This window comes from Aerococcaceae bacterium DSM 111021 (assembly GCA_020112395.1).
Taxonomy (GTDB): Bacteria; Bacillota; Bacilli; order Lactobacillales; family Aerococcaceae; genus Ruoffia.
Window position 1 is genome coordinate 258,816 of sequence record JACCEK010000002.1, and the last position, 23,211, is coordinate 282,026.

Genomic DNA, 23,211 nt, shown 5'->3' on the forward strand with positions numbered 1-23,211 from the left:
AAATTATCCTCTTTTCATTCTATTCATTATTATTTCAAAAGCAATTTTTGTTGTGTAATTTTCATTAAGATAATTTATAGCATTTCTACCGTATTTATCTCGTAAAGATTTATCCGTAAACTTTAATATTTTTTCATTAAAGCCTTCTACATCCGTACTTTCATTCCAAAAACCCATTTTATTTTCTTCAATAATCTTACCAATATCTGTATTTTTATCAGTTGCAGCAATTATAGGTAATGATGCTTGCATATACGATAGCAATCTTGAAGGGAAATTGGGTATTGTAAATTTATGATCCAAGAATATTAATCCAACATCCGCAGAGTTTGCTAGAGTATCATATTCTTCTTTAGGAAGTGCATTCATTAATTTTGAATTTTGCGGCTTATAGATATCAAAATAATTCTTTAACTTTTTAAATTCTGTCCCCGAACCTACTATCAATATGAATGTTTCAGTGTTCTGTTCGTTCTTTTTTAAACATTCGATTAAGAACTCAATTCCTTGTGGCTTTCCAAGGTTACCACCATAAATATATAATATTTTATTAGTTGGAATATTATATTTTTTTCGTAACCTGGTTTTTTCTTCTATAGATATATTTATGTCTATAGGTGTAATGGTATTCGGACAAACCTCAATAGTCGAAGGGTCTATTTCAGGATTATTACTGAGTATATAATCACTATTTGCTGGTGACATCGTTCCTATATAATCAGATATCTCATATAATTTTTTTTCTTTTTTCTTAAAAAAAGAATGTATCAAGCTATTTTCTTTAAACATATTTAAATCCACAGCATTCTGTGGAAATATGTCTTTTAATAGTAAATACGAAGTGGCATTATCTCTTTTTTTAATATATGTTACAACTTTTTCAAAGGTAATAGGTGGCGTTGAGTACAAGACGAGATCAAACTTCACATTAGCTAAATTATGTTTTATTGCTTTTAGAAAGTTATATTCTATTAAAAGTGTTGATAGTCCTTTTTCAATAATGTTCGTATTTTTAATATTCCCTGTTTTTACTTTCAGTATATGAATCCCTGATTGGTTTTCTAATGTCGTCGATTGATTCAAACGTCTTTCTCTTGACGAAACAACATATACATCATGGCCATTATCACGCATTTCTCTCATCAAATCTGTGTAAATTCCTGGCATATCAATATTCTCAAGTCTTCCTAGCGATATGAACAAAACTTTCACTAGTTAACACCTCGACTATCATTTTTTTTCTGAATTTTCACTTCATTGAACTTCATCATAAATACATTTTGTTCATACTCAAACATTTTTTCATTTTTAGCCTTCTTCAAATTACTAATTATTTGTTTCGGTATGTTAATTCCCACCTCATACGCATGGGGGTAGCCTCCACCAAAACGCGGATTAACTTCTGATATATAAAACTCTCCATTTTTTTCAAAAACATCAATATCAATAATACCTTCGAAACCTGCTTTTTTCACAAAGTTAAAGATAATGTTAAATAGTTTCTTATTTCTTACAGAGACGGATTTATCAGTTTCTCCTGCTCTCATTGCTAATTTTTCTTTAATAAAAATGCTCACTGGTTCCTGAGAAATCAGATCAATATATACATCAATCCCATATTCTTTCTCATCCATTAATTCTTGAATCAGTAAGTCATCATATCTACTAAATAAGTCTTCAAGCTGTTCCATTGATGTAACTTTATTAATATTTATACTGGCACTTCCTGTAATAGGCTTCACAAAAACCGGAAAATCTATCGCTCCTACTTCATAGTCTACTTTGAACGAATCAAATTCTTTATAACTTTTTACAGCGTTAAAGCCTAATTTCGTTACAAATTTACTAAACTCAAATTTATCAAAAGATAAACTAACTATATCTGCATCAGATATTATAGGTGTTGTACCTATTTCTTTGAATTTGTCATAGTTTTCAGATAATAAAGTCAATTCAGGATCTATTAACGATAAGACACCCGTAATATTATTTTCTTTACAAATCTTTAAAATTTCTTTTATATACCCTGGCTCCGTAATCCGTGGCACTAAAAAATACTCATCTGCTTCATATAATGCAGGAGCAAGTGGACTACAATCAGTCACAAAAACTTTTCCTTGAGTGCCTAACTCTTTTTTAAAGTATTGAACAATTTTGTTTCTCGTTCCTACACTTAATATTAATATATTCATGTTTGCTCCTTTATTAAATAAATTTCTCCATTATTAATAAATCATAATATTTTCCTTCGATAAATCTTTCTTCCGTTAACTTCCCACAAACTTGGAAACCATAATTTTCCCACATCAGTTTTGCTTTTACATTTGTATCTACAACATTTAAGTTGATTTTTCTTAGATTTAAATAGTCCTTTAAATACTTCTCTAATAACATATAAGCTTCTTTAGAGTAACCTTTTCTATGCTCATTTTTATTACCAATATATAACCCTACCTCAGCGGTTCTATGAATCCAATTTATTCCATACAGCCCAATCATTCCAATTGGTTCATCCTTTGATTTTGTACAAATTATATATCGTTTATTATTTCCGGTAAGATCCATCATATTATCTAACCAGTTGGCCTGCTGATCTATGGAGATAGGCATAAATCCTCCTCCAAGAAACTTATAAGTTTCTTCATCATTTTTCCAATCATTCAAATGCTTCAAATCATTCCTAATGATAGGTCTTAAATAGATAAATTCTCCATTAATCATAAGTTTCTCCTAACTATTTATCATAATCCATGTATATATCTTCTGATTTGAACAACTTCAAAATTGTTTTAATTATTATTTTGATATCAAGTAAAAATGTGAATGTATTAATATATTTTACATCCCATTCTATTCTCTTTTCCCAACTCACTGAATTTCTAACTGTAATTTGCGCTAAGCCTGTTACCCCCGGTAACATTTTAAACCTTGATTGAGTCCATTTAGGGTAGTTTTCAAATCCTTTATAAGGATGATAAGTTACGGGTGGACGCGGACCAACTAAGCTCATATCGCCTTTTATCACATTAAATAATTGTGGTAATTCGTCCAAACTAGTGTTTCTTAAGAAACTACCTACTTTTGTAATTCTTGAGTCTGACTTGCTTTTTATACTTAGTCCATCTCCCAATTTTTCGGCATTAGTTACCATCGTCCTAAACTTAATAATTTCAAACGTAACTCCATCTTTTCCTATTCTATCCTGTTTAAAAAAAATAGGTCCGCTCGAATCTATTTTGATCATGATGGCAATAATTAAAAGTAATGGTGATAATAAAACTATCCCAAAAAAACTTCCAAGAAAGTCCAGTGTTTTTTTTAAAAATAAATTCATTTCTTTCATCCTTAGCTCCACATCAATTTAATAATCTCAATTACTCTATCTTGTTCTTCCTCAGTCATCTTAGTATCACTTGGAAGACATAGACCCTTTTCAAAGTAAGATTCAGATACTTCGCCACCAATAACATCATATTGCTCAAATACTGGTTGCATATGCATTGGCTTCCATATTGGTCGTGATTCAATATTCTCTTTGTTTAAGGCATCCATAATCATAGTAGGTGTAATTGTATTTGATTCTAAAATAATCGCACTTAACCAATAGTTAGCTCGTTCATTTTCTGTTTCTTTAATGAATGTTATCTCTTCAATATCCTTGAAGGCTTCTACATAGCGATTGAAGATTTGACGTTTCTTCTCGACTCTATCTTCCAGTACCATTAATTGACCTCGTCCAATACCAGCAAGTACATTACTTAGTCGATAGTTATATCCAATGTCCTCATGTTGGTAATGTACAGCTTGCTCACGAGCTTGAGTTGCCCAGAATCGAGCTTTTTCTATACCTTCTTTGTTGTCAGAAACTAACATCCCTCCACCTGAAGTTGTAATTATCTTATTCCCATTAAATGAATAGATTCCATAATCGCCATATGTTCCTGTCCATTGATCTTTGTAGATAGTTCCTAGACTTTCAGCAGCATCTTCAATTAAGGGAACATTATGTTCTTCACAAATTGCTTTAATCTCATCAATACGTGCTGATAATCCGTAGAGGTGAACTACAATCACAGCTTTAGGTTTGTATTTCTTAAACGCTTCGCGTAACTTTTCTGGATCCATATTCCAATCCCCTGGTGCCGAGTCAATAAAGACTGGTTTAGCGTGTTGGTAAATAATTGGATTGACGGTAGCTGAGAACGTTAATGATTGAACGAATACAATATCATCCTTTTCTACGCCTACTGCTTTTAGTGCTAGATGTATTGCTGCAGTACCTGATGACAAGGCAGCTGCATGTTTACTTCCTACCATATCAACTAACTCTTCTTCAAAAGAATCAACGTTTTTCCCAAGTGGGGCAATCCAATTTGTATCGAAAGCTTCTTTAATAAAGCCTTTTTCATACCCTTGTTCACTCATGTGAGGTGATGCTAATAAGATTCTATCCATAATTTTATCCTCCTAAAACTATTTTAAAATAAACCAAACCACTTCTTATGAGGTTTTTCTGGCTCTATCGGTTTCCTTTTTTTCACTGGATCTCCGTTAAAGATATCTCGTGCGTTGTCTTTAATGTATTGGACAGCTTCTTGTCCGTATTCTTTCTCTAACCGCTTAAAGGCAACTTGCACATTCATCGGTCTGTGCTTCATATGATGGACATCAGAAGCTAATATGTGAGCTAGATTATGTTGAATCATTTGTTGACTGTTCGCGACCAGTGTCTCACCATAGTAACCTGAATAACTTGATGTTGTAATTTGCGATAAACACCCCATCTGGACTAGTTCATACAACAGATGTAGATTACTGGATAACTCATGGTTTCTTTCAGGGTGCGCAATCACAGGGGTAATACCGTCATCGATTAATTCTTGTAAGACTTGCTTGGCATTGGAAGGTACTCTGTCTGAAGGAAACTCAATCAGATAATACTTTCCAGCTGCATCTAGCGATAATAATTCCCCATTATACAAATCATCCAGGAACTTGTCGGTTAGACGAATTTCCTGGGAAGCATAGACTTTTAGATTCACGTTAGCTTGGTTATATGCTTCTTGAAGAGCATTCGCTGCTCCAAGTACATCTGTCTTATAATTAATATACTTACCATTACGGTGATGAGGGGTTAGAACCATATGTTCCACACCTTCATCAACCGCTTGCCTGGCTAGTTCAATGGATTGTTCGATGGTTTGAGCCCCATCATCCACACCAGGAATCAGATGAGAATGTAAGTCGATGATCATGCTTCTTCGTCCTCTAAACCATAGGCATAGTAGCCATAACCTTTACCATCTTCAAACGGAACATTATTCAAGATAACCCCAAGTATATTCGCATTCACATTCTCTAAAGCTTGTTTCGCTTCTCTGACTTGATCCTTACGTGCGTAATCTTGACGTACGACCATAATCACACCATCTACACGTGACGAAATAATTTGTGCATCTGTAACAGAGTTGACTGGAGGCGTATCATAAATGACCATATCAAAGTTCTCACCCAATTCTTCCATTAATGCCGACATCTGCGGTGACGCAATCAACTCCGCTGGGTTGGGCGGAATCGGTCCTGATGGTAAGAAGTACAATCCTAACTCTTTAGACTTTTGAACCACTTGATTAAACTTTAATTCTTGATTCGCTAGTAAAGTCGTTAAGCCTTGCTCATTATTCAACTTGAATGTTCTATGAACCGTCGGTTTACGTAAGTCACTATCTACAATCAAGACATTACGACCCGTTTGTCCCATCGTATAACCTAAGTTGGCAGATGTTGTTGACTTCCCTTCCATCGGCATACTTGACGTAATCGCAATTGACTTGACTTGGTTACCGACTTGAGCAAATTCTAAGTTCGTCCGAAGGGTACGGTATTGTTCTGAGATGATTGACTTAGGTTCATAATACGTCACTAAAGGAGCGCCTAAACGTTGCTCTTTTTCACTTCTTTTATACTTATTTTTTCCGAGTCCGAACATGTTACACTCTCCTTCTGCTTTGTCTGTCAGTTGTTTCAATACGGTAACGGTTGTCTTTTACTTGTTTTGGCGTCAATTCATTAATCTCTGCTAAGCGGATCAAGCCCATATTCGTTAAGTCGTCCACGGATTTAACTCGATTATCCATTAATTCTCTAATTAATGCGATACCTACCATGACAATAAACCCTAACATTCCTCCAATTAATCCATACATTATGATACTTGGTGATGTAGGATTTGGATTATATGAAGCTGATGACATCACATAGACCCCTGAGACATCGTCTGTGTAGACTTCTCTCAGTGCGTTTTCAAATTCAGTCACTAAGTTGTTCACGACATTTTGTGCATCAGTTGGTGACCCTAGTGTAGCCGTGATATAGAATGCTTGTGAGTTTTGCGATTGTTCCACACTAATCGCATCACGTAATTCACCAGTAGTGAATACATTACCAAGGTTATCATTGACTGCTTCTAATACTGCTTGACCTTGAATAATATCACGGTACGTATTCACTAAGTAGACATTCGATTGAATCTCACTGTATTGTATCGCTGTATCTTGGCCTGAACTTTGGTTCACGATTAATTGAGCTTGTGATTGGTACTCACGGTCAACAAACAACATCATAAAGACAATTGCTAAGGCTGCCCCAATCACTGTCATTCCAACTATACGCACAAAGTACTTACGAAAAAGATTCCATAAATCTAATAAACTAATTTCTTGTTCCATATATCCTCCACTAACCTCTTTTTTATTCAGCACTATTATTCGCAAATTCAATAATAGCCTGTTTTAATTGTCTTGAATCCAATTCATGTAGACTTTCAACAAATTCGATTGTTTCACTCATTGATGTATCAACCACTTTACCGATAAAGATATTCTCATCAATTTGGTCTTCTACCATTTCGCCTGATGTTAGTAATTCTTCATATAACTTCTCACCAGGTCTAATACCTGATTCTACTATTGGTATCTGTGACTCCGTATGCCCACTTAGTAGAATTAACTTACGTGCTAAATCCACTATCTTCACGGGCTCACCCATATTCAAGATGAATACTTCTCCACCTTCTGCATGCGCACCAGCAAAGACTACTAATCGGCTTGCTTCTGGTATCGTCATAAAGTAACGAGTCATTCTAAAGTCTGTCACTGTTACGGGTCCACCTGCCGCAATTTGCTTTTCAAATAGCGGGATCACACTTCCTCGACTTCCTAGTACGTTACCAAAACGAACAGCACAGAAGATGGATTCACTTTGTTTGTTCATGCCTGTTACGATTAATTCAGCAACACGTTTTGTTGCTCCCATCACATTGGGTGGGCGAACTGCCTTGTCAGTTGATATCATCACCATCTTACCGACTTTAGCTTGATCAACTGCTCGGGCTACATTGTAAGACCCTAGAATATTATTCTTTAAGGCTTCTTCTGGATTCCATTCCATTAAAGGAACATGCTTATGAGCTGCAGCGTGATAGACAATATCCACTTCTTCTTCTTTGAATAGTTGAAGGATGCGTTCATAATCTTGAACATCCGCAATCACAGGAACGAATTCAGTCATTGTATCTAATTGTTGAAGTTCTTGATAGATTAAATAGATTGAGTTCTCACCATGTCCGATGAGTAGGACACGCTTTGGATTAAAGCGACTAATTTGACGAGTAATTTCTGACCCGATTGATCCACCGGCTCCGGTGATCGCAATGGTCTTACCTTCTATCTCACTTCTTAATCGATCTTCGTTGAGTTGGATTTCTTGACGACCTAGCAGGTCTCCAATCTCAACTTTCTTAGTTCCTTGATCAACTTGGTAGACTCCAGTAATCACATCTTCAACTTTGGGCATCTTAAACGGCTTAATGTCATATTTGTTTAATTCAGTAATAATACGCTCATAATCTTGAGGCGTTAAACTTGGTATCGCAATGATTGCTTTTTCAATATCATAGCGTTCTGACAGTTCTTTCAGACTTGATAAGTCTCCAGCTACCTTTATCCCTGAGATATTTTTTCCACGCTTTTTCGTGTCTTCATCTAGAATCGCAACCACTTCGATATCCTCGGGGTGACGCTTATGATTCTCAACAAAGAGCGAGCCGCCGTCCCCTGCACCCACCACAATCACTTGTTTGATTGTGTCGCCATTCTTGGTTCTTCGACGGTCTTTAAGCAGATAGATATTCTGCCATAATACTCTTAGGCCTACTGCTGCAAGCCCTGCCAGTATCCCTGCAAGCACCATATAACGAAGGGCAATAATAAAGTCAAAAAAAATAGTGATTAACCCACTTAATGACCCACTTAATAAGAATGATAGAAATAATGAGAATAAGTCCCGCATTCCACTATATCGGTTGATTCGTGTATTCAAATTAAATACCCGACTCACAACGATATTAATGAGGAACGCAATCATGGTAAACATAAAGTAGCCTTCAATCCGAGGATTAATCATCCCTGTATAGAAGATATAAGCTGCTGCCGATCCGATACAGAAGCATAAGAAGTCCGACAATACCCATACTGCTGATTTTTGAAAATTATTTAAATTTTCTATCCACTTTACAAAACGAGTGGATAAACTTCGATTTTCCACGCAAGTCACCAACTTTATAATTTATTTTAATTTACTTAATAAGTTTAACATAATATTAAGATATTTTGATGTTGAAATGAGCTTTTATCCTTACAGCTTTATTACAAGAAAATCTTGTCTTGTCTAGTCAACATCTATTCATACCGTCAATAATCTATTATTCATGAGATTATTCTCATTATACTGAGTATTTGAAATAAGATAAAGGGTGAATAGTCATATATTAGTCATTGAAAACGTTTATATCGTTGCAAATTTACAATTCATGTTTAATATATGAATTTTTTTCATTCTACATCTGAAAATATTAATATAATTTCGATTATACCCCAATTTCTTCACAATTTATTCAAATCCTCCAAAATTTACATAAACTTTACATAGCACTTTCTATCATGCGTATTTTTTGGAGTGACAAAAAAGCAGGAACTCTTTAAGTGAGCTCCTGCTTTTGCAATAAGTTGTATCTCTTTAAAATTATTGGGCAAATTAATTATGTAATAGCCCCTTTAGTTCGGCTAACGAATCGCTATTAATCTGGTCATAATAGATGCCATCAATCATTTCGCCAGCACCTTCTAATTGGTATTCTTGGATACTCATGTCAGCATTATACAACTGGAATAGCTCGAAGAGTTGTGGCAACGTTAAGTTGGTCTCGATATTGTTCGATAAGGCAGAGAACATTGGGATAAAGTTCATAATTGACTCAACCGATGCTACTTTTTGAATAATTGCTTGAACGATTTCACGTTGGCGCTCTTGTCTCGCATAGTCTCCGCCAGATGTATAACGTTCTCTAGCATACGCTAATGCCATCTCACTATCTAACTCAACTGGCACCCCAGCAGTAAACGAATAGCCGCCAATAGAGAATGATGTAGGTGGTGTCACTTCAATGATTCCAACCGCATCTATAATTTCTTTTAGCCCACCCATATTCACCACAACGTAATCGTTAATCTCTGTCTCTAAGAAACTATTAACAGTGTCTAGACTTAATTCCAATCCTCCGAATGCATAGGCATGATTAATTTTATCCATTCCGTAGCCTTCGATTTCAACATAAGCATCGCGGGGTATACTTGCTAATACGCCTTGATTCGTCTCTGTATTTATATCCAATACCATCAACGTATCTGAACGCCCTTGGTCTACTCGATCTAAATCTCCCGTATCAACACCAAGAAACAAGAAGGATAGATGTCCTGAGTCTGACTCCTCAACGTCTTCTGCCTCAACAAACACACTCGGAGTCAACGTGAATGCGATTGTAAAAAATATAACTAAAAAGTTCTGTGTAAATTTTTTCATTTCTTTTTCTCCTCTATGGATAGTTTATCCATGGTAAATTCAATTTTAATTCTATTATACTTAAAACATATATTTAATAAAGGTAATAAACCGACATATGTATTAATTTTTCAATTCGATAATTTCCCTTTATTTTTAGGTTATAGGTAATTTTTATATATATTAATTATATCATATAATTTTGTCTCTAGACTTTACAGTCTCGTGTTTAAATTCACCTTTATGCGAATACTCTGATTATACTGAGTATTTTGGACAATATAAAGGGTAAACTTCATATATTAATCTGTGAAACCTTTTATATTAGTGTAGTTTTACAATTTCTTCACACTTAGTCTAGTATATACCTTTAATAATGCTTTATGTGCTTGAACATTTCTTTCACTGAAACAACCTTTACACTATAAAGAATCGCACGGATTCTTTAACAAACAACACTCAAGTAAAAAAATGCCGACACATTTGTAGAGACCCCCTAAATCCATGTCCGGATTTAGGGGGTCTCTACATTTTCGGATGACTTTTGCTTTATCTCGACAACTTCATAAAGCTCTTTGGAACAGGCGAACTATAACGAACTAAATTACCTGTTGTTGGGTGCGTAAATGCAATGGTTGTTGCGTGCAGTCCAAGCCTCTTTAATGGATTCGTTCTTGCACCGTATTTTTTATCACCGGCAACTGGGTGTCCTATCTCTTCCATATGAACACGGATTTGATTTTTGCGTCCAGTTTCGAGTTCAACTTCAAGCAGTGTATAGTTGGCACTGTTTTGTTTTTTTATGTAGTGGGTAATCGCGTGCTTACCACCGTTATCGTAATCATTTGAGTAGACTTTCATTGTTTTACTTTCAGTCAACCACGATTCGATCCGGCCTTTGGGTTTGCGGACTACACCTTCAACGAGCGCTGTATATGTCCGCTCTTTAACAATTGAATGCCAGTTTTCTTGTAACTTTTCTTTGACTTGTTCGGTTTTGGCGTAGATCATGACGCCGGATGTGTCGCGATCAAGGCGGTGCACAACGAAGATGCGGTTTCGGCGGTTACCTTCTTGCACGTATTTTGTGACTTGGCGGTAGGCTGTGTCTTGTGTTCGGTCTTGTCCAGCGACTGAGAGAATCCCTACATCTTTATGGATGACTATAATATCATCGTCTTCATGTAAGATTTTCACGCCTTCAAGCGCTGCGGTCTTTTTCGCGCCTTCATTAGATAGAACGCCGACTTTTTGCCCTTTTTTCAAGGGATGATTAAATTGTGTGACTGCTTTTCCATCGACAAAGAACTGCTCGCGCGCTAGCATGGATTTAACATTGTTACGGCTTTTGGGTGCTAATTCGTCGATCATAAATTTGAGTAATTCGGTTGCTTCTTCGGTTGTGTAATAGGTCATATGTTTGTTCATTCAACTCACCTCTTCTTTAACTTATTGTTGATAATAGTATAGCAGAAATTATCTCGTAAGTTTGGTATAATCACCCTACAAGATGAAAGGTAGGCAAATTATGAATAACAATGATCGATTAACACGCTTGCGCTATGCGCTGGATATTAAAGACGACGACATGTTAACCATCTTCTCTTTGGGTGGTTTAACGGTGAGTAAAGATGAATTACTCGAGTTTTTAGACAAGTTACCAAAAGATGATAAGCTGGCTGACAATGAATACACTCGCGAGTTGAGTGATGAGGCGTTTGAACGTTTTTTAAACGGTTTAATCACCTCTCAACGCGGAGCTAAAGACGGCGCGAGTGAGCCAAAATTAGAGTTAAACGCCGGGAATGCGAATAATTTGTTGCTGAAGAAAGTCAAGATTGCGTTGAAATTAACGAGTGATGATATGTTAGATATATTAGACCAAGCTGGTGTTGAGATTTCTAATAGTGAATTGAGCGCTGTGTTACGCAAAGAAGGCCACCGCAATTATAAACCGTGCGGCGACCGTTATGTACGTAATTTCTTAAAAGGATTGGCGATTGATTTCCGTCGTTAAAGTATAGGTTTGCAGGTCGTCGTACATGAGTGCGATGGCTTTTTTATTTGCCTATCTTGAATGTATACTTATGCCCTTGTGACATACTATGATAGAATCCGTCTCCTTCATACAGCTGAAACACCTGCATGCCCTGTCTGATATTGTCATCTGGATAGACTTGCTCGACATAAGGATTGTTGGCAAGGAGTTCTTGCAGGCGCTCTTTCCCGACTTGGCGCACTTTTCCTTCGATTCGAATGACTTGGACGAGGTAGCCATCTTCGGACATTGTTGTGATTGCTACTTTGGGATTGTTTTCGAGTTGCTGATAAAAATTTGTCGTTGGACTAGTCATGAAAAAGACGCCCTGTTCGTTGGCAACCCCGATATGGGCATGTCTGGCATGTGGTTTTCCATTTGTGTCCACAGTTGCAAAGACAGCCACTTTCATATCTTTTTCTAAAATTTGCATAATATCATTTACTTCCAATTTAAACACTCCTTCGCTCTTTATTCCTTTCAATTATAGCACATGGATTCGCTTTTATAAAAATATTTTATAGGTGTGAAATGTAACACAAATGTGAAGAGAATATGATATTTTCAAGAGGATATTGCTTTTTATTACCGATAACTGTACATTAGATATATTAATGAATATGGTCTGACCATAGGGGGATGAATGTTGAAAAAATTAATCTTATTTAGTTCTTTATTTATATTAGGCGGGTGTGGGTACTTGGACTCAGAACCACCAGCTGGAAAAACAGAGGACTACGTACACGAACCCATCCAAGATGGAAATGATAATAAAAATGAAGAAGTAGAAATACAAACAGATTCTGAATCAGCAGTTGAGACTGAAGAAGTTTCTGAAGTAGTTACGGAATCGGAAGATGAGGTACAACTTGGTATGGCAATCTTTGTGCCAGCGCCTGAATTAATGGTGTACTTACCGATTGAAGTGGTGGAAGAAGTGCTAGATTATACAGAAGATGAGTTAATTTACTGGAATAACTTGGCAATTGAATACGGTCTGCCAACTTATGATGGTGTGAGCGACTTTAACTTATTCGCAACTGCAGTGCAACAAGCGATCAACAACGCTCAACAGTCAGTCGTTGAACAGCCGGTTTATGAAGAACCTGTATACGAAGAGCCTGTATACGAAGAGCCTGTCTATGAAGAACCTGGCTCTTCATATGAAGAGCCGTCAAGTGAGGTACCTTCTGCGCCAGAAGAGTCGTCTCTACCAGATGAAGCTTCATCTTACTCACAACGTACTAACCACTTTAATGACAATTCATCAGTAACAGATGAGAGTGAATAGAATTGAATTGAAAAAGCCCACTGTTTTAGTTAACAGTGGGCTTTTTGCGTGGTTACGGGTGCAGGTCGTCGTGGATTCTATGATAATCCGGAGCGTGAACTTGACTGGCATACCAGTTTTCATATGACGGTCCGCCTAGAATTTTTTTAAATTTCATAAATCTCGATAGGTATAGCCGAAACTGAGAAAGTTTTCTAACCCCTTCCAAGGTAACTATCTCATATTTTTCCAATGCGAAAAACCACTGTTTCAAGTTAACAGTGGTCTTTCTGTTTACTTGCAGGTTGTCGTGGGGGGCACGACTAACCGGAAGGTCCTGAATGGGTTATCGTGAGGGGGCGCTATAACCCGGTAAACTTTTTGCGGATTGTGGTGAAGGTGGCGAAGGGCTAATGAACTCTCAATAGCCTTTCGCAAATCCCGCGAAGGACTGATCAACCCTCAACAGCCTTTCGTCGATTCCGCGAGGGGCTAATGAACTCCCAACAGCCTTTCGTAAATCCCGCGAAGGACTGATGAACCCTCAATAGCCTTTCGCAAATCCCGCGAAGGCCTATTAACCCCTATCCTTATCCTACAGCCTTTTCTCAGCTGCTTCAAAACGCCAGGCAATAAGACTCTCTCGTCTCTTTTTCAATTGCCTTTGATTATTTGCAATATGCATCTGCATTGAATATTTCGCTTGCATCAGATTTTGATTACGGATGGCTTCTACAATTTCCCTATGCGAATTGATCGCATCCTGTTTATTTTGTGTACTCGTGTAGTGAGTATTGTATAAGGTAATCGATTGATTAATGATTGGCACCAAATGGTTCATCGCGTGATTGCCACTCATTTTGACAAGTTTGGCATGGAATTCTATATCCAAGCCGATATGAATGTGTTTGGCTTGTTCAATGGTTTCTTCAATCTGATTGGCAATATCTTCTAAGCGCTCAAGTTGTTTGGGTGTTCGCTTTTGTGCCGCTAGAAGTGCTACTTCTGGTTCTAGAATATATCTCAACTCGAACAAGTCTTCAGTGAGTTTTGCGGTATCTTTAATTAATGAAAAGCCTAATGGATCATCCGAGACACCTAAGTTTTGACTCACGTAAGTCCCTGACCCTTGCTTGACTTCAAGAATATTCCGCGAGACTAAGGCTCTCACCGCTTCCCTTAACGTCCCGCGTCCGATATCTAAAGACGCGGCCAATTCATACTCATTAGGTAATTTATCTCCCGGCTCTAAATCTTGTTCGATAATTAACTTAGTAATTGCATCACTTGCTCGCTCAACCAATGATTGTTCCATTTTACCGCCCCTTCATTTTGTATAGAAAAGAGAAGCATGCCAGGCATACTTCTCTCGCATTTTAGTAATATTAAACAGTTTCTACAGCTGTCACTAAGCCTCCGTCAACAGGCTCTGGAACGACTTCAACACCAACATTTGCTGTCGCTTTTTTGTTACGACGTGCATTTAATTCAGCGTTAACTTCTTCCAATTTCTTATTATCTAAGTTATAGATAAAGTGGAAACCAATAAACATAATCACGTTACCTATAACTGCGAAGATAATTGATAAGTTACGGATACCTAAAGAACTTTGAGTTGTCCACGTTGATGGGTCATTTGCCACTAATGTTGGTGCAATCATTGTAATTGCGAAAGGTACAACCGAACTACTGATACCTTGCATCATTTTACGTCCCATTGAATACAGTGCGTACACTGACCCTTCGTTACGTGAGCCACTAATATATTCTTGGTAATCAATAACATCTGACATTAAAGCCCAAGTATATAATGTTTGTCCGAAACCAATTGTTGTTGCTACTAAGATAATCCCTAAGTATACATATGGATTTGGTATTTCGATAAAATATGCGCCACTTAGTAAGATTGCTGCAAATATTAATGGATACGATGACACATTTTTCTTACCAAAACGCTTAACTAAAGCTGTTCCAAAGATTCCACCAAACACAAGCGGTGCAATATACATTAATGTTAAGTAAGAAGATAACGTTCCATCGTTATAATACATTTGAAGTGTTAATTGGTATAACTGGTTGGCACCCATTGTGAATAATAATAAACCTACAGCTGACACCATCATTCCCCAGAAAGGACGGTTCTTCGCTAAACTTTTAACTGTACTGATTACGCCGGCTTCAACGATTTCACCGTCTTCATTCAATTCAGGTTCTACAACCACACGCTCTTCAACGTTAAAGTATAGAATCGCGAATGATGCTAAAGCCACAAGTCCTAATGCTCCAGCGATAATGAACATGTTTTGTCCAACGAACATACTTACTGTTTCCCCATTCACTGCTTGATTCTCATATACAAACATTGGAATGATAATTCCTAATGGTAACGAAGCAAGAATCGCACCGTAACTTCTAACAGTCGATAATTGTGTTCTTTGAACTGGATCCGTTGTCATAACTGAGTTTAAAGCACCATAAGGTACGTTAACAACTGTATACGCTAAGTCCCAAGCTAAGTAAGTCACAAAACAAATTCCTAATCGTGCAACATAACTCCAGCCCGATGAATCAATAAACATTAACATTGGTACTAACGCTAGTACCGGCCCACCGTATTTAATCCAAGGTTTAAACTTGTCACCTTTAGCACGTGCACCAATTTTATCAATCAAGAACCCAGCAATCGGATCGTTAATCCCATCAAAAATCTTTGTAATTAAAATAATAATAGCCCAATGCTCTAAACGAATTCCAATGTGCTGCGTATAGAAGATAAATAGATACGTCGATTGTAAAGCAAAACTCATGTTACATCCAAAGTCTCCGAAAAAATACCCAATCAAGTCACGTTTACCAAAAGGACGCTTGCCTTTTCTTAATTCCACATTCTGTTCCATATATATTCTCCTCGAAATTTTTTAAAAGTTGATTTTTCAACTTTATTTGAATACAATGGAAGTTGCGAAAATTTATTGAGTACGCCAATACTCAAACTTTTTTGCAAACTTCACGAAGGACTACAGTATGCTTTCCAGGTATTGCTGTAGTCTTTTTTATACATTTCTCTCGAACTTCTAACCCAAACCTACTCGCCGACTTTCCTAATAAGAAACTTTGTCATCAGACGACTTTCTATAAACCCTATTATAACAGAGAATAAAACGGTTACAAGTATAAAAGTTTAAATTTTAACTATTTTATTTATAAGTTATTTCCTATACAGAAACCATGCGTTGCCAAAAGTATATATAATAGCACTTTCCATGAATTGATTGTGAACGAAAATTGGCAAACATTAATAAAATATATTACTAGATTATTTGAGTTTTTATGTAAATCGCCCTGTTGTGGGATAGTTATTGCTGAAATTGAAACTTAACTTTCAGGTCATCACACCACATTAGGCTGGACTTTTCCACTTGCGGGTCGTCATAAATCCCACCACAACCCGCATCAACACTCCACCAAAAAAGCCTCCCGCCCTACTTCATCACATGGATAAAGTAGGCCGAGAGGCCCATTAATCTATTTAATTCAATTTACATTAATGATTAAGCTGAGCTTACATCATACCTGGCATTCCGCCGCCCATTCCGCCTGGCATTTCAGGCATATCTGATGGGATGTCTGCTACAACTGCTTCAGTTGTTAATAATAATGCTGCTACAGAAGCTGCATTTTGTAAAGCTGTACGTGTTACTTTAGTTGGATCCACGATACCTGCTTCAATCATGCTTTCAAATTTACCAGTTGCCGCATTGTATCCGATACCTTTTTCAGATGTACGGATTTTTGATACGACTACAGAACCTTCTGCTCCAGCGTTTTCAGCGATTTGGCGAATTGGCTCTTCTAATGAGCGAGCGACAATTGCGATACCCGTTGCTTCGTCGCCTTCAGCTTCAAGTGCGTTGACTGCATCTTGTACGTTAACTAAAGCAGTACCACCACCCGCAACAATACCTTCCGCAACAGCTGCACGAGTAGCATTTAAAGCATCTTCGATACGTAATTTGATTTCTTTTTGTTCTGTTTCAGTTGCTGCACCGACTTTGATTACCGCAACCCCGCCACCTAATTTAGCTAAGCGTTCTTGTAATTTCTCACGGTCAAATTCACTTGTTGTGTCTTCGATTTGTGCACGGATTAAACCAACACGGTTTTCGATTTGTTCTTTCGAACCAGCACCTTCAACAATTGTTGTGTTGTCTTTAGTTACAGATACTTTACCAGCCGTACCTAAGTGATCTGGTGTCGCATCTTTCAATTCGAAGCCTAATTCTTCAGATATAACTGTCGCACCTGTAAGAATAGCTAAGTCTTCTAACATTGCTTTACGACGGTCACCGAAACCTGGTGCTTTAACCGCAACCACGTTTAATGTTCCACGTAATTTGTTTAAGACTAATGTAGGTAATGCTTCCCCTTCAATATCTTCCGCAATCATTAATAACGGACGACTTGTTTGCATTACGCTCTCTAATAAAGGTAGTACATCTTGGATGTTTGTAATTTTACGGTCTGTAATTAGAACGTATGGATTCTCAAGATCCGCGATCATTTTCTCGTTATCTGTGACCATGTATTGTGATAAGTAACCACGGTCAAATTGCATTCCTTCAACCACTGATAACTCCGTATCGATTGATTGAGAATCTTCAATTGTAATCACGCCATCTTGTCCTACTTTTTCCATAGCGTCCGCGATTAATTGCCCAACTTTATCGTCTCCAGAAGAAACAGATGCCACTTGTGCAATCGATTCTTTAGAAGATACAGGTTGAGATAATGCTTGTAAAGCTTCAACCGCAGCACGTGTTGCCATTTCAATTCCGCGACGAATGCCAACTGGGTTCGCACCTGAAGTAACATTTTTCATTCCTTCACGAGCAATTGCTTGTGTTAGTAATGTTGCTGTCGTTGTACCGTCACCAGCAATATCGTTCGTTTTTGAAGCAACTTCCATCACTAATTGTGCACCCATGTTCTCGAAGCGATCTTCTAATTCGATCTCACGAGCGATTGTTACACCATCATTAGTAATTGTTGGTGAACCAAATTGTTGGTCTAAAACAACGTTACGACCTTTTGGCCCTAAAGTTACTTTAACTGTATCCGCTAAAATATCCACACCACGTAGTAAGGCTGCGCGTGCGTCTTCTGAAAATTTTAAATCTTTTGCCATATAATATACTCTCCTTTAATTTGAAATTATGCTAAGACTGCTAACAAGTCTTTGTGCTCGATAATCATGAATGACTCACCATCGTAGTCAACTTCTGTTCCAGAAAAATTCTTGAAGAACACAGTGTCGCCCACTTTGACAGCGTCTTTCTCTTCAATTTCTGGTCCTATTTCAACAATCTCACCGAATTGTTCTTTTTCTTTCGCTGAACTTGGTAATACAAAACCACTTGCAGTCGTTTCTTCTGTCTCTGCTACTTTAATTACAACACGTTTTCCTAAAGGCTTAATCATATCATACCCTCCAAAGTTTATAGTTTTGTTTTGATTAGCACTCTTTTGAATCGAGTGCTAAACTTATGTTTATATAATAGTCTAAATTGGTCAAAAAATCAAGCGATAGAGTTTTATTTTTATTTAATTTTTTGCAGAAAAAAAAGCACCCACCACGGCGTGCTCCACATCTTACTTTTTCTCAAAATCAGAGAAATCCTCTGCATCATCCATATTACTATCAATAAAGTATATTAAGGTCTGTAATTCATTCGTTAAGTCAACGTTCTGGACGCGTACACTACGTGGCACTTCAAAACGAAGTGGTGTAAAGTTCATAATCCCTTTAACTCCCGCTTCAATAATTCGGTCCACAATATCTGACGCCACAACTTGAGGCACGGATAAGATAATAATCTCAATCTGTTGTTGACGAATCTGCTCCTCAAGTTCATCCATCGAATAGACTGGCACACCTTGTTGAATCGTTCCAACAATCTCAGGATTCACATCAAACGCAGCACCAATACGGACGTTACTGCTTTTTCGGAAATTATAATTAATCAGTGCATTCCCCAAATTACCTACACCCACTAATCCAACCGACGTTAAACGGTCCTGATTCAAAATCCGTGAGAAAAAATCGAGTAAATGATCTACATCATATCCATACCCACGTTTTCCCAACGCTCCAAAATACGAAAAATCACGACGAATCGTCGCACTATCTACCTTCACAGCTTCACTTAATTCCGTTGATGAAATACGTTTTTTTCCTGCATGTTGCAAGAAACGTAAATACCTATGATAGATGGGTAATCTCAGGGCAGTCGCTTTAGGAATATCTTTCGCCATAAATTGCCTCCTCCTAGGTTTGTCATTAGTTCTCTATAAGTCATGCTCATTATAGCATCCATTCACAATCTTTTCCAAATATAACCATTGAACGATTACAGTCATTGTGAATTAACACCCCAATATGCACAACTTTTACATTCTAATACATTTCGTATTGATAATAAAGCTTTTTCTATGTGAAAATAGATAAGAATATGAAAAAATCGGAATATATCGTAAAACAAACCCGATAAACATGCACTCGCTATTGCTGCGAGTGCTCCTTTACTTCTAATTTAGCACTCGTCAACTCCGCGAATGCTCCTTTATCCTTAATCTAGCACTCGCCGACTTCGCGAATGCTATCTCAGTCGCCATAATCCCTATACTTGAACTTTACTCCCTTAAAGGCATCATCCATTCGCTTCATAGGATTAATATAATTTGCAGAGCGACCAACCTTTATCAGTTTAAAATGTTTTTTGAATACCAACTTAATTGTGTTCTGGATTTCCTGATTATTTTTATAGTAATCAAGTATGGTTTTTCGAAGCGGCTCATCATAATCCAATATCGCCAAGTCGCATATCGTCCGAAGCACCGCCTTTTCTTTCGACTCCTGGTAACCACACGTCCGACAGCTTACATGATACCTTTTTGACTCAACATCCATCTCATACCCACCGCACCCACAACATACAATCCCGCGGTACACCCCTTTCACATCCACCTCAACCGGCCGCTTTTTGGGAACCACCCGATCCGTCGTTTGCTCTTTTAACCGCTTCACCACTTCTTCCGGAACCCAACTCGTCCCCCAACTAGCGTCCTGGTCCAATTGGCGAATGTACTCCTTCACTTGCCACCGCTTCAAATACTGCCCCTCCACTCGCTCATCAAAAATTGCCACCGTATCCTCTTCATTAATCAACACCAATTTAGGCTCAATTTCAGCCCGGATGTTTATCTCACTTACTACCCCTTCAAATATCTCTCCCGCTCGCTTCATTTGAGTAAAGAAATCTCGCTTTAATTTCCAACCTTTATTTCTCCAAACCCCGTCTCGGTACTCATACTGGCCACTCAAGTTCTTCACCTCAAACATATGAATCCCTGTCTTCGATACAATCACCGCATCAATTTGCGTATCTCCGTACTTCTTTTCAAAATTTAAATCCATCATTAGAATCACCCCATTCGGGAGTACCTCTAAAGCAATCTTTTCTAACTGTACTTCCCCAATATACCCATTTCGACCATTAACTAACACCCACTTATCGCTTCCGACTAATACACACCGCTCATTCAATATCTCCATGTAAACTAATTCAATCGGTTTTTCCATTTACAAAAGCCTCCTCGACTAATATCTACCTATATATAGATACAAAATTTAAGTCGATTTCCATTTTTATTTTTGCTTTTTTAAAAATAATTCGCAAAGCGGCGAAGCGAAACCTTGACAATGAGAACGAGTGAAGTAGCCTAAATTGGCTTAGCTGTCCTGCTGGACGGCTTATTTAAGGCATTGGAACTTCACCCGTCGAGGCTCGTTGTCAAGGGCGCGCATTAGGAAGTCTTCTTATCTACTTAGCTTGCATCCAACCAAATTCATTTGTGAAGCACCCCCTTGTGAGCTATAATAATGGGGAGTTTAAACAGAAGGAGTAATCACATGATTTTACTACAAGCTAATGACGTGGCTCGTCGCTTCGCTGATGTGACGCTGTACGAGAACGTTTCTTTTAATATCCAAACCAATGACCGCATCGCTCTAGTTGGGCGAAATGGTGCGGGGAAATCAACTTTAATCAACCAAATTATGAAAACCGAACCCATCTCTGAAGGGGAAATTACCCGTGCGCGCGATTTGCGTGTCGGCTACTTAGAACAACATGTGTCGATTGATTCCGACCGATCAATTTGGGATGAAATGCTGAACGTCTTCTCCGACACTTTAGCTCTTCGTGACAAAGCTGAAGCAGCGGCCGAGCGCGTCGCGGAGTTAAGTGAAGATTGGGAATCCAAAGAATATCAAGATGCTTTAAGCACTTACGACAGCATCCAAAATCAATTATCGGAATCCAATGCCTACGGCGTCGAATCTGAAATCCGGACCGTTTTACATGGCTTCCGTTTCTATGAGAGCGACTACGACCGACCAGTCCAATCGCTTTCCGGCGGGCAAAAAACGAGACTGGCCTTAGCTCGTATCCTACTAATGTCTTATGATTTATTAATCTTAGACGAGCCGACAAACCACTTGGACATGGAAACGTTGAGCTGGCTGGAAGGTTACTTACGCGGTTACCGCGGAGCGCTTCTAATCGTGTCGCATGACCGTTACTTCTTAAATAAAGTGGCCAACCAAGTCATCGAACTGCGTAACAACACGCTTCACACGTACAAGGGGAATTATGATTTTTATTTGAAAGATAAAGCTTTGCGCCTTGAACAAGAATGGCGTGTCTACCAAAAGCAACAAGTCGAAATTGAAAAACTCGAAGACTTTGTAGCGAAAAATATCGTCCGAGCGTCAACAACCAAACGCGCACAAAGCCGCCGTAAAAAATTAGAAAAAATGGACCGTATCGAGAAGCCGAAACAAGACGCCAAAGCACCGCGAATTGAATTCAGTGCCAACAAAGAAAGTGGCGCCCGCGTTATCGAAGCGCGCAACTTAACCGTTGGCTACGACCAACCGATTGCCGAGAACTTAAGCATGGACTTACGTCGCCAAGATGCGATTGCGATTGTCGGACCCAACGGGGTTGGTAAAACGACTTTCTTGAAGACGATTTTAAATCAAATTCCTGCCTTAGAGGGTGAAGTGGACTTTGGAAGTAATGTCGAAATTGGCTACTATGACCAAAATGTCAATCAATTAGACGGCAACCAAACCGTCCTCGAAACGCTTTGGCAAGCTCAAGACACAACAGACGAATGGAAAGTTCGCTCGATTTTAGGTAGTTTTTTATTCAGTGGCGAAGCTGTCGAGAAGAAAGTTTCAATGTTAAGCGGGGGCGAAAAAGCCCGTTTAAGTCTAGCGCTTCTAGCAACGGATCACGATAATACACTTCTACTCGATGAGCCGACCAACCACTTGGACATCGATAGCAAGGAAGTGTTGGAAGACGCCCTCATCGATTACGACGGGACCCTACTGTTCGTCTCGCATGACCGCTACTTTATCAACCGCATCGCCACCAATATATTGGAGATTACACCCGAAGGCGCAACGCTTTACCTAGGGGATTACGACTACTATATCGAGAAAAAACGCGAGCTTGAAGAGATAGAAGCCTTACGAGACAATGGTGAAAAGAATACTGCGGAAGCACCCAAAAAAGAAATGTCACAAAACCAATTCAGCTACGAAGAAACCAAGACCCTCAAAAAAGACTTGCGCAAACTTCAAGCCAAAGTCGACGAGTCAATGGAAGAAAGCGAATTGATGGATGAGTTGATCACGAAGCTTGAAGCGGATATGATCACAGCCAGTGAGGCCAACGATCAACCTAGATTAGCCGACCTCAACCAAGAGTTGATTGCAGCCAACGAGCGCCAATCAAGTGCGATGGAACAATGGGAACAAGCAAGTATTGAACTTGAAAGCTTTATGGAAGAACATCCAGGGATTGAGATATAGACAAAAAGACCAGACTTCAATTGGAGTCTGGTCCTTTTGTCTATTTAATTGCTAATATTCATA

General features: G+C 38.2%; 21 protein-coding genes. 3 read left to right on the plus strand and 18 right to left on the minus strand.

Annotation, left to right across the window (positions count from 1 at the left end; translation table 11 throughout):
- Positions 1 to 3 precede the first annotated feature (3 nt).
- From HYQ40_07390 to HYQ40_07440, 11 genes are all read right to left on the minus strand, one after another.
- Positions 4 to 1,212, minus strand: a complete 1,209-nt coding sequence (locus HYQ40_07390; protein MBZ6527601.1) for a glycosyltransferase family 4 protein — start codon at positions 1,210 to 1,212, stop codon at positions 4 to 6.
- Entirely contained in the window at positions 1,212 to 2,192 is a 981-nt protein-coding gene (locus HYQ40_07395) for an ATP-grasp domain-containing protein (GenBank protein ID MBZ6527602.1), read from the minus strand. Before HYQ40_07395 ends, HYQ40_07390 begins: the two co-directional genes overlap by 1 nt.
- Before the next feature lie 13 nt (positions 2,193 to 2,205).
- Positions 2,206 to 2,721: a GNAT family N-acetyltransferase gene (locus HYQ40_07400; protein MBZ6527603.1), complete on the minus strand. Its 516-nt coding sequence runs from the start codon at positions 2,719 to 2,721 to the stop codon at positions 2,206 to 2,208.
- Positions 2,722 to 2,734: 13 nt separating this feature from the next.
- Entirely contained in the window at positions 2,735 to 3,343 is a 609-nt protein-coding gene (locus tag HYQ40_07405; protein MBZ6527604.1) for a sugar transferase, read from the minus strand.
- A 2-nt stretch (positions 3,344 to 3,345) separates the two neighbouring features.
- Positions 3,346 to 4,458: a DegT/DnrJ/EryC1/StrS family aminotransferase gene (locus HYQ40_07410; GenBank protein ID MBZ6527605.1), complete on the minus strand. Its 1,113-nt coding sequence runs from the start codon at positions 4,456 to 4,458 to the stop codon at positions 3,346 to 3,348.
- Positions 4,459 to 4,478: 20 nt separating this feature from the next.
- Positions 4,479 to 5,255: a hypothetical protein gene (locus HYQ40_07415; GenBank protein ID MBZ6527606.1), complete on the minus strand. Its 777-nt coding sequence runs from the start codon at positions 5,253 to 5,255 to the stop codon at positions 4,479 to 4,481.
- The gene (locus HYQ40_07420) at positions 5,252 to 5,989 is read right to left on the minus strand and encodes a CpsD/CapB family tyrosine-protein kinase (GenBank protein ID MBZ6527607.1); all 738 of its coding nucleotides are present in this window, start codon (positions 5,987 to 5,989) and stop codon (positions 5,252 to 5,254) included. Before HYQ40_07420 ends, HYQ40_07415 begins: the two co-directional genes overlap by 4 nt.
- A gap of 1 nt (position 5,990) precedes the next feature.
- Positions 5,991 to 6,728 carry an LPS chain length-determining protein gene (locus tag HYQ40_07425; GenBank protein ID MBZ6527608.1) on the minus strand — a complete coding sequence of 246 codons (738 nt, stop codon included), beginning with the start codon at positions 6,726 to 6,728 and terminating at the stop codon, positions 5,991 to 5,993.
- 22 nt (positions 6,729 to 6,750) lie between these two features.
- Entirely contained in the window at positions 6,751 to 8,604 is a 1,854-nt protein-coding gene (locus HYQ40_07430) for a polysaccharide biosynthesis protein (GenBank protein ID MBZ6527609.1), read from the minus strand.
- Positions 8,605 to 9,093: 489 nt separating this feature from the next.
- Positions 9,094 to 9,918, minus strand: coding sequence for an LCP family protein (locus tag HYQ40_07435; protein MBZ6527610.1), 825 nt, complete (start codon positions 9,916 to 9,918; stop codon positions 9,094 to 9,096).
- A gap of 528 nt (positions 9,919 to 10,446) precedes the next feature.
- Positions 10,447 to 11,325: an RluA family pseudouridine synthase gene (locus tag HYQ40_07440; GenBank protein ID MBZ6527611.1), complete on the minus strand. Its 879-nt coding sequence runs from the start codon at positions 11,323 to 11,325 to the stop codon at positions 10,447 to 10,449.
- 100 nt (positions 11,326 to 11,425) lie between these two features.
- Here HYQ40_07440 and HYQ40_07445 point away from each other — a divergent pair, with 100 nt between their 5' ends.
- Positions 11,426 to 11,914, plus strand: coding sequence for a DUF1456 family protein (locus HYQ40_07445; GenBank protein ID MBZ6527612.1), 489 nt, complete (start codon positions 11,426 to 11,428; stop codon positions 11,912 to 11,914).
- Positions 11,915 to 11,957: 43 nt separating this feature from the next.
- Here the strand turns inward: HYQ40_07445 and HYQ40_07450 are convergent, their stop codons facing one another.
- The gene (locus HYQ40_07450; protein MBZ6527613.1) at positions 11,958 to 12,386 is read right to left on the minus strand and encodes a pyridoxamine 5'-phosphate oxidase family protein; all 429 of its coding nucleotides are present in this window, start codon (positions 12,384 to 12,386) and stop codon (positions 11,958 to 11,960) included.
- A gap of 192 nt (positions 12,387 to 12,578) precedes the next feature.
- On the opposite strand from HYQ40_07450, the gene HYQ40_07455 reads away from it, so the two are divergent.
- On the plus strand, positions 12,579 to 13,226 hold the full coding sequence (locus HYQ40_07455) for a hypothetical protein (protein MBZ6527614.1): 648 nt from the start codon (positions 12,579 to 12,581) through the stop codon (positions 13,224 to 13,226).
- A 574-nt stretch (positions 13,227 to 13,800) separates the two neighbouring features.
- On the opposite strand, the gene HYQ40_07460 is transcribed toward HYQ40_07455, so the two are convergent.
- From HYQ40_07460 to HYQ40_07485, 6 genes are all read right to left on the minus strand, one after another.
- Entirely contained in the window at positions 13,801 to 14,520 is a 720-nt protein-coding gene (locus HYQ40_07460) for a FadR family transcriptional regulator (protein ID MBZ6527615.1), read from the minus strand.
- A gap of 70 nt (positions 14,521 to 14,590) precedes the next feature.
- Complete coding sequence (locus HYQ40_07465) at positions 14,591 to 16,102, minus strand: MFS transporter (protein MBZ6527616.1); 1,512 nt, start codon at positions 16,100 to 16,102, stop codon at positions 14,591 to 14,593.
- Between the two features lie 665 nt (positions 16,103 to 16,767).
- The gene (gene groL / locus HYQ40_07470; protein MBZ6527617.1) at positions 16,768 to 18,390 is read right to left on the minus strand and encodes a chaperonin GroEL; all 1,623 of its coding nucleotides are present in this window, start codon (positions 18,388 to 18,390) and stop codon (positions 16,768 to 16,770) included.
- Positions 18,391 to 18,416: 26 nt separating this feature from the next.
- Entirely contained in the window at positions 18,417 to 18,683 is a 267-nt protein-coding gene (locus HYQ40_07475; protein ID MBZ6527618.1) for a co-chaperone GroES, read from the minus strand.
- 171 nt (positions 18,684 to 18,854) lie between these two features.
- A complete protein-coding gene (locus tag HYQ40_07480) occupies positions 18,855 to 19,517 on the minus strand; it encodes a redox-sensing transcriptional repressor Rex (GenBank protein MBZ6527619.1) in 663 nt (220 codons plus the stop codon).
- Between the two features lie 349 nt (positions 19,518 to 19,866).
- On the minus strand, positions 19,867 to 20,844 hold the full coding sequence (locus tag HYQ40_07485; GenBank protein ID MBZ6527620.1) for an NERD domain-containing protein: 978 nt from the start codon (positions 20,842 to 20,844) through the stop codon (positions 19,867 to 19,869).
- Positions 20,845 to 21,174: 330 nt separating this feature from the next.
- On the opposite strand from HYQ40_07485, the gene abc-f reads away from it, so the two are divergent.
- The gene (gene abc-f, locus HYQ40_07490) at positions 21,175 to 23,148 is read left to right on the plus strand and encodes an ABC-F type ribosomal protection protein (protein ID MBZ6527621.1); all 1,974 of its coding nucleotides are present in this window, start codon (positions 21,175 to 21,177) and stop codon (positions 23,146 to 23,148) included.
- The last annotated feature ends 63 nt before the right edge of the window (positions 23,149 to 23,211 follow it).

Excerpts from the sequence above, each read along its gene's own strand:
- HYQ40_07395 (MBZ6527602.1), bottom strand. The coding sequence starts at position 2,192 with ATGAATATATTAATATTAAGTGTAGGAACGAGAAACAAAATTGTTCAA.
- HYQ40_07400 (MBZ6527603.1), bottom strand. The coding sequence starts at position 2,721 with ATGATTAATGGAGAATTTATCTATTTAAGACCTATCATTAGGAATGAT.
- HYQ40_07405 (MBZ6527604.1), bottom strand. The coding sequence starts at position 3,343 with ATGAAAGAAATGAATTTATTTTTAAAAAAAACACTGGACTTTCTTGGA.
- HYQ40_07415 (MBZ6527606.1), bottom strand. The coding sequence starts at position 5,255 with ATGATCATCGACTTACATTCTCATCTGATTCCTGGTGTGGATGATGGG.
- HYQ40_07420 (MBZ6527607.1), bottom strand. The coding sequence starts at position 5,989 with ATGTTCGGACTCGGAAAAAATAAGTATAAAAGAAGTGAAAAAGAGCAA.
- HYQ40_07425 (MBZ6527608.1), bottom strand. The coding sequence starts at position 6,728 with ATGGAACAAGAAATTAGTTTATTAGATTTATGGAATCTTTTTCGTAAG.
- HYQ40_07435 (MBZ6527610.1), bottom strand. The coding sequence starts at position 9,918 with ATGAAAAAATTTACACAGAACTTTTTAGTTATATTTTTTACAATCGCA.
- HYQ40_07440 (MBZ6527611.1), bottom strand. The coding sequence starts at position 11,325 with ATGAACAAACATATGACCTATTACACAACCGAAGAAGCAACCGAATTA.
- HYQ40_07445 (MBZ6527612.1), top strand. The coding sequence starts at position 11,426 with ATGAATAACAATGATCGATTAACACGCTTGCGCTATGCGCTGGATATT.
- HYQ40_07455 (MBZ6527614.1), top strand. The coding sequence starts at position 12,579 with ATGTTGAAAAAATTAATCTTATTTAGTTCTTTATTTATATTAGGCGGG.
- HYQ40_07460 (MBZ6527615.1), bottom strand. The coding sequence starts at position 14,520 with ATGGAACAATCATTGGTTGAGCGAGCAAGTGATGCAATTACTAAGTTA.
- HYQ40_07465 (MBZ6527616.1), bottom strand. The coding sequence starts at position 16,102 with ATGGAACAGAATGTGGAATTAAGAAAAGGCAAGCGTCCTTTTGGTAAA.
- groL (MBZ6527617.1), bottom strand. The coding sequence starts at position 18,390 with ATGGCAAAAGATTTAAAATTTTCAGAAGACGCACGCGCAGCCTTACTA.
- HYQ40_07475 (MBZ6527618.1), bottom strand. The coding sequence starts at position 18,683 with ATGATTAAGCCTTTAGGAAAACGTGTTGTAATTAAAGTAGCAGAGACA.
- HYQ40_07480 (MBZ6527619.1), bottom strand. The coding sequence starts at position 19,517 with ATGGCGAAAGATATTCCTAAAGCGACTGCCCTGAGATTACCCATCTAT.
- HYQ40_07485 (MBZ6527620.1), bottom strand. The coding sequence starts at position 20,844 with ATGGAAAAACCGATTGAATTAGTTTACATGGAGATATTGAATGAGCGG.
- abc-f (MBZ6527621.1), top strand. The coding sequence starts at position 21,175 with ATGATTTTACTACAAGCTAATGACGTGGCTCGTCGCTTCGCTGATGTG.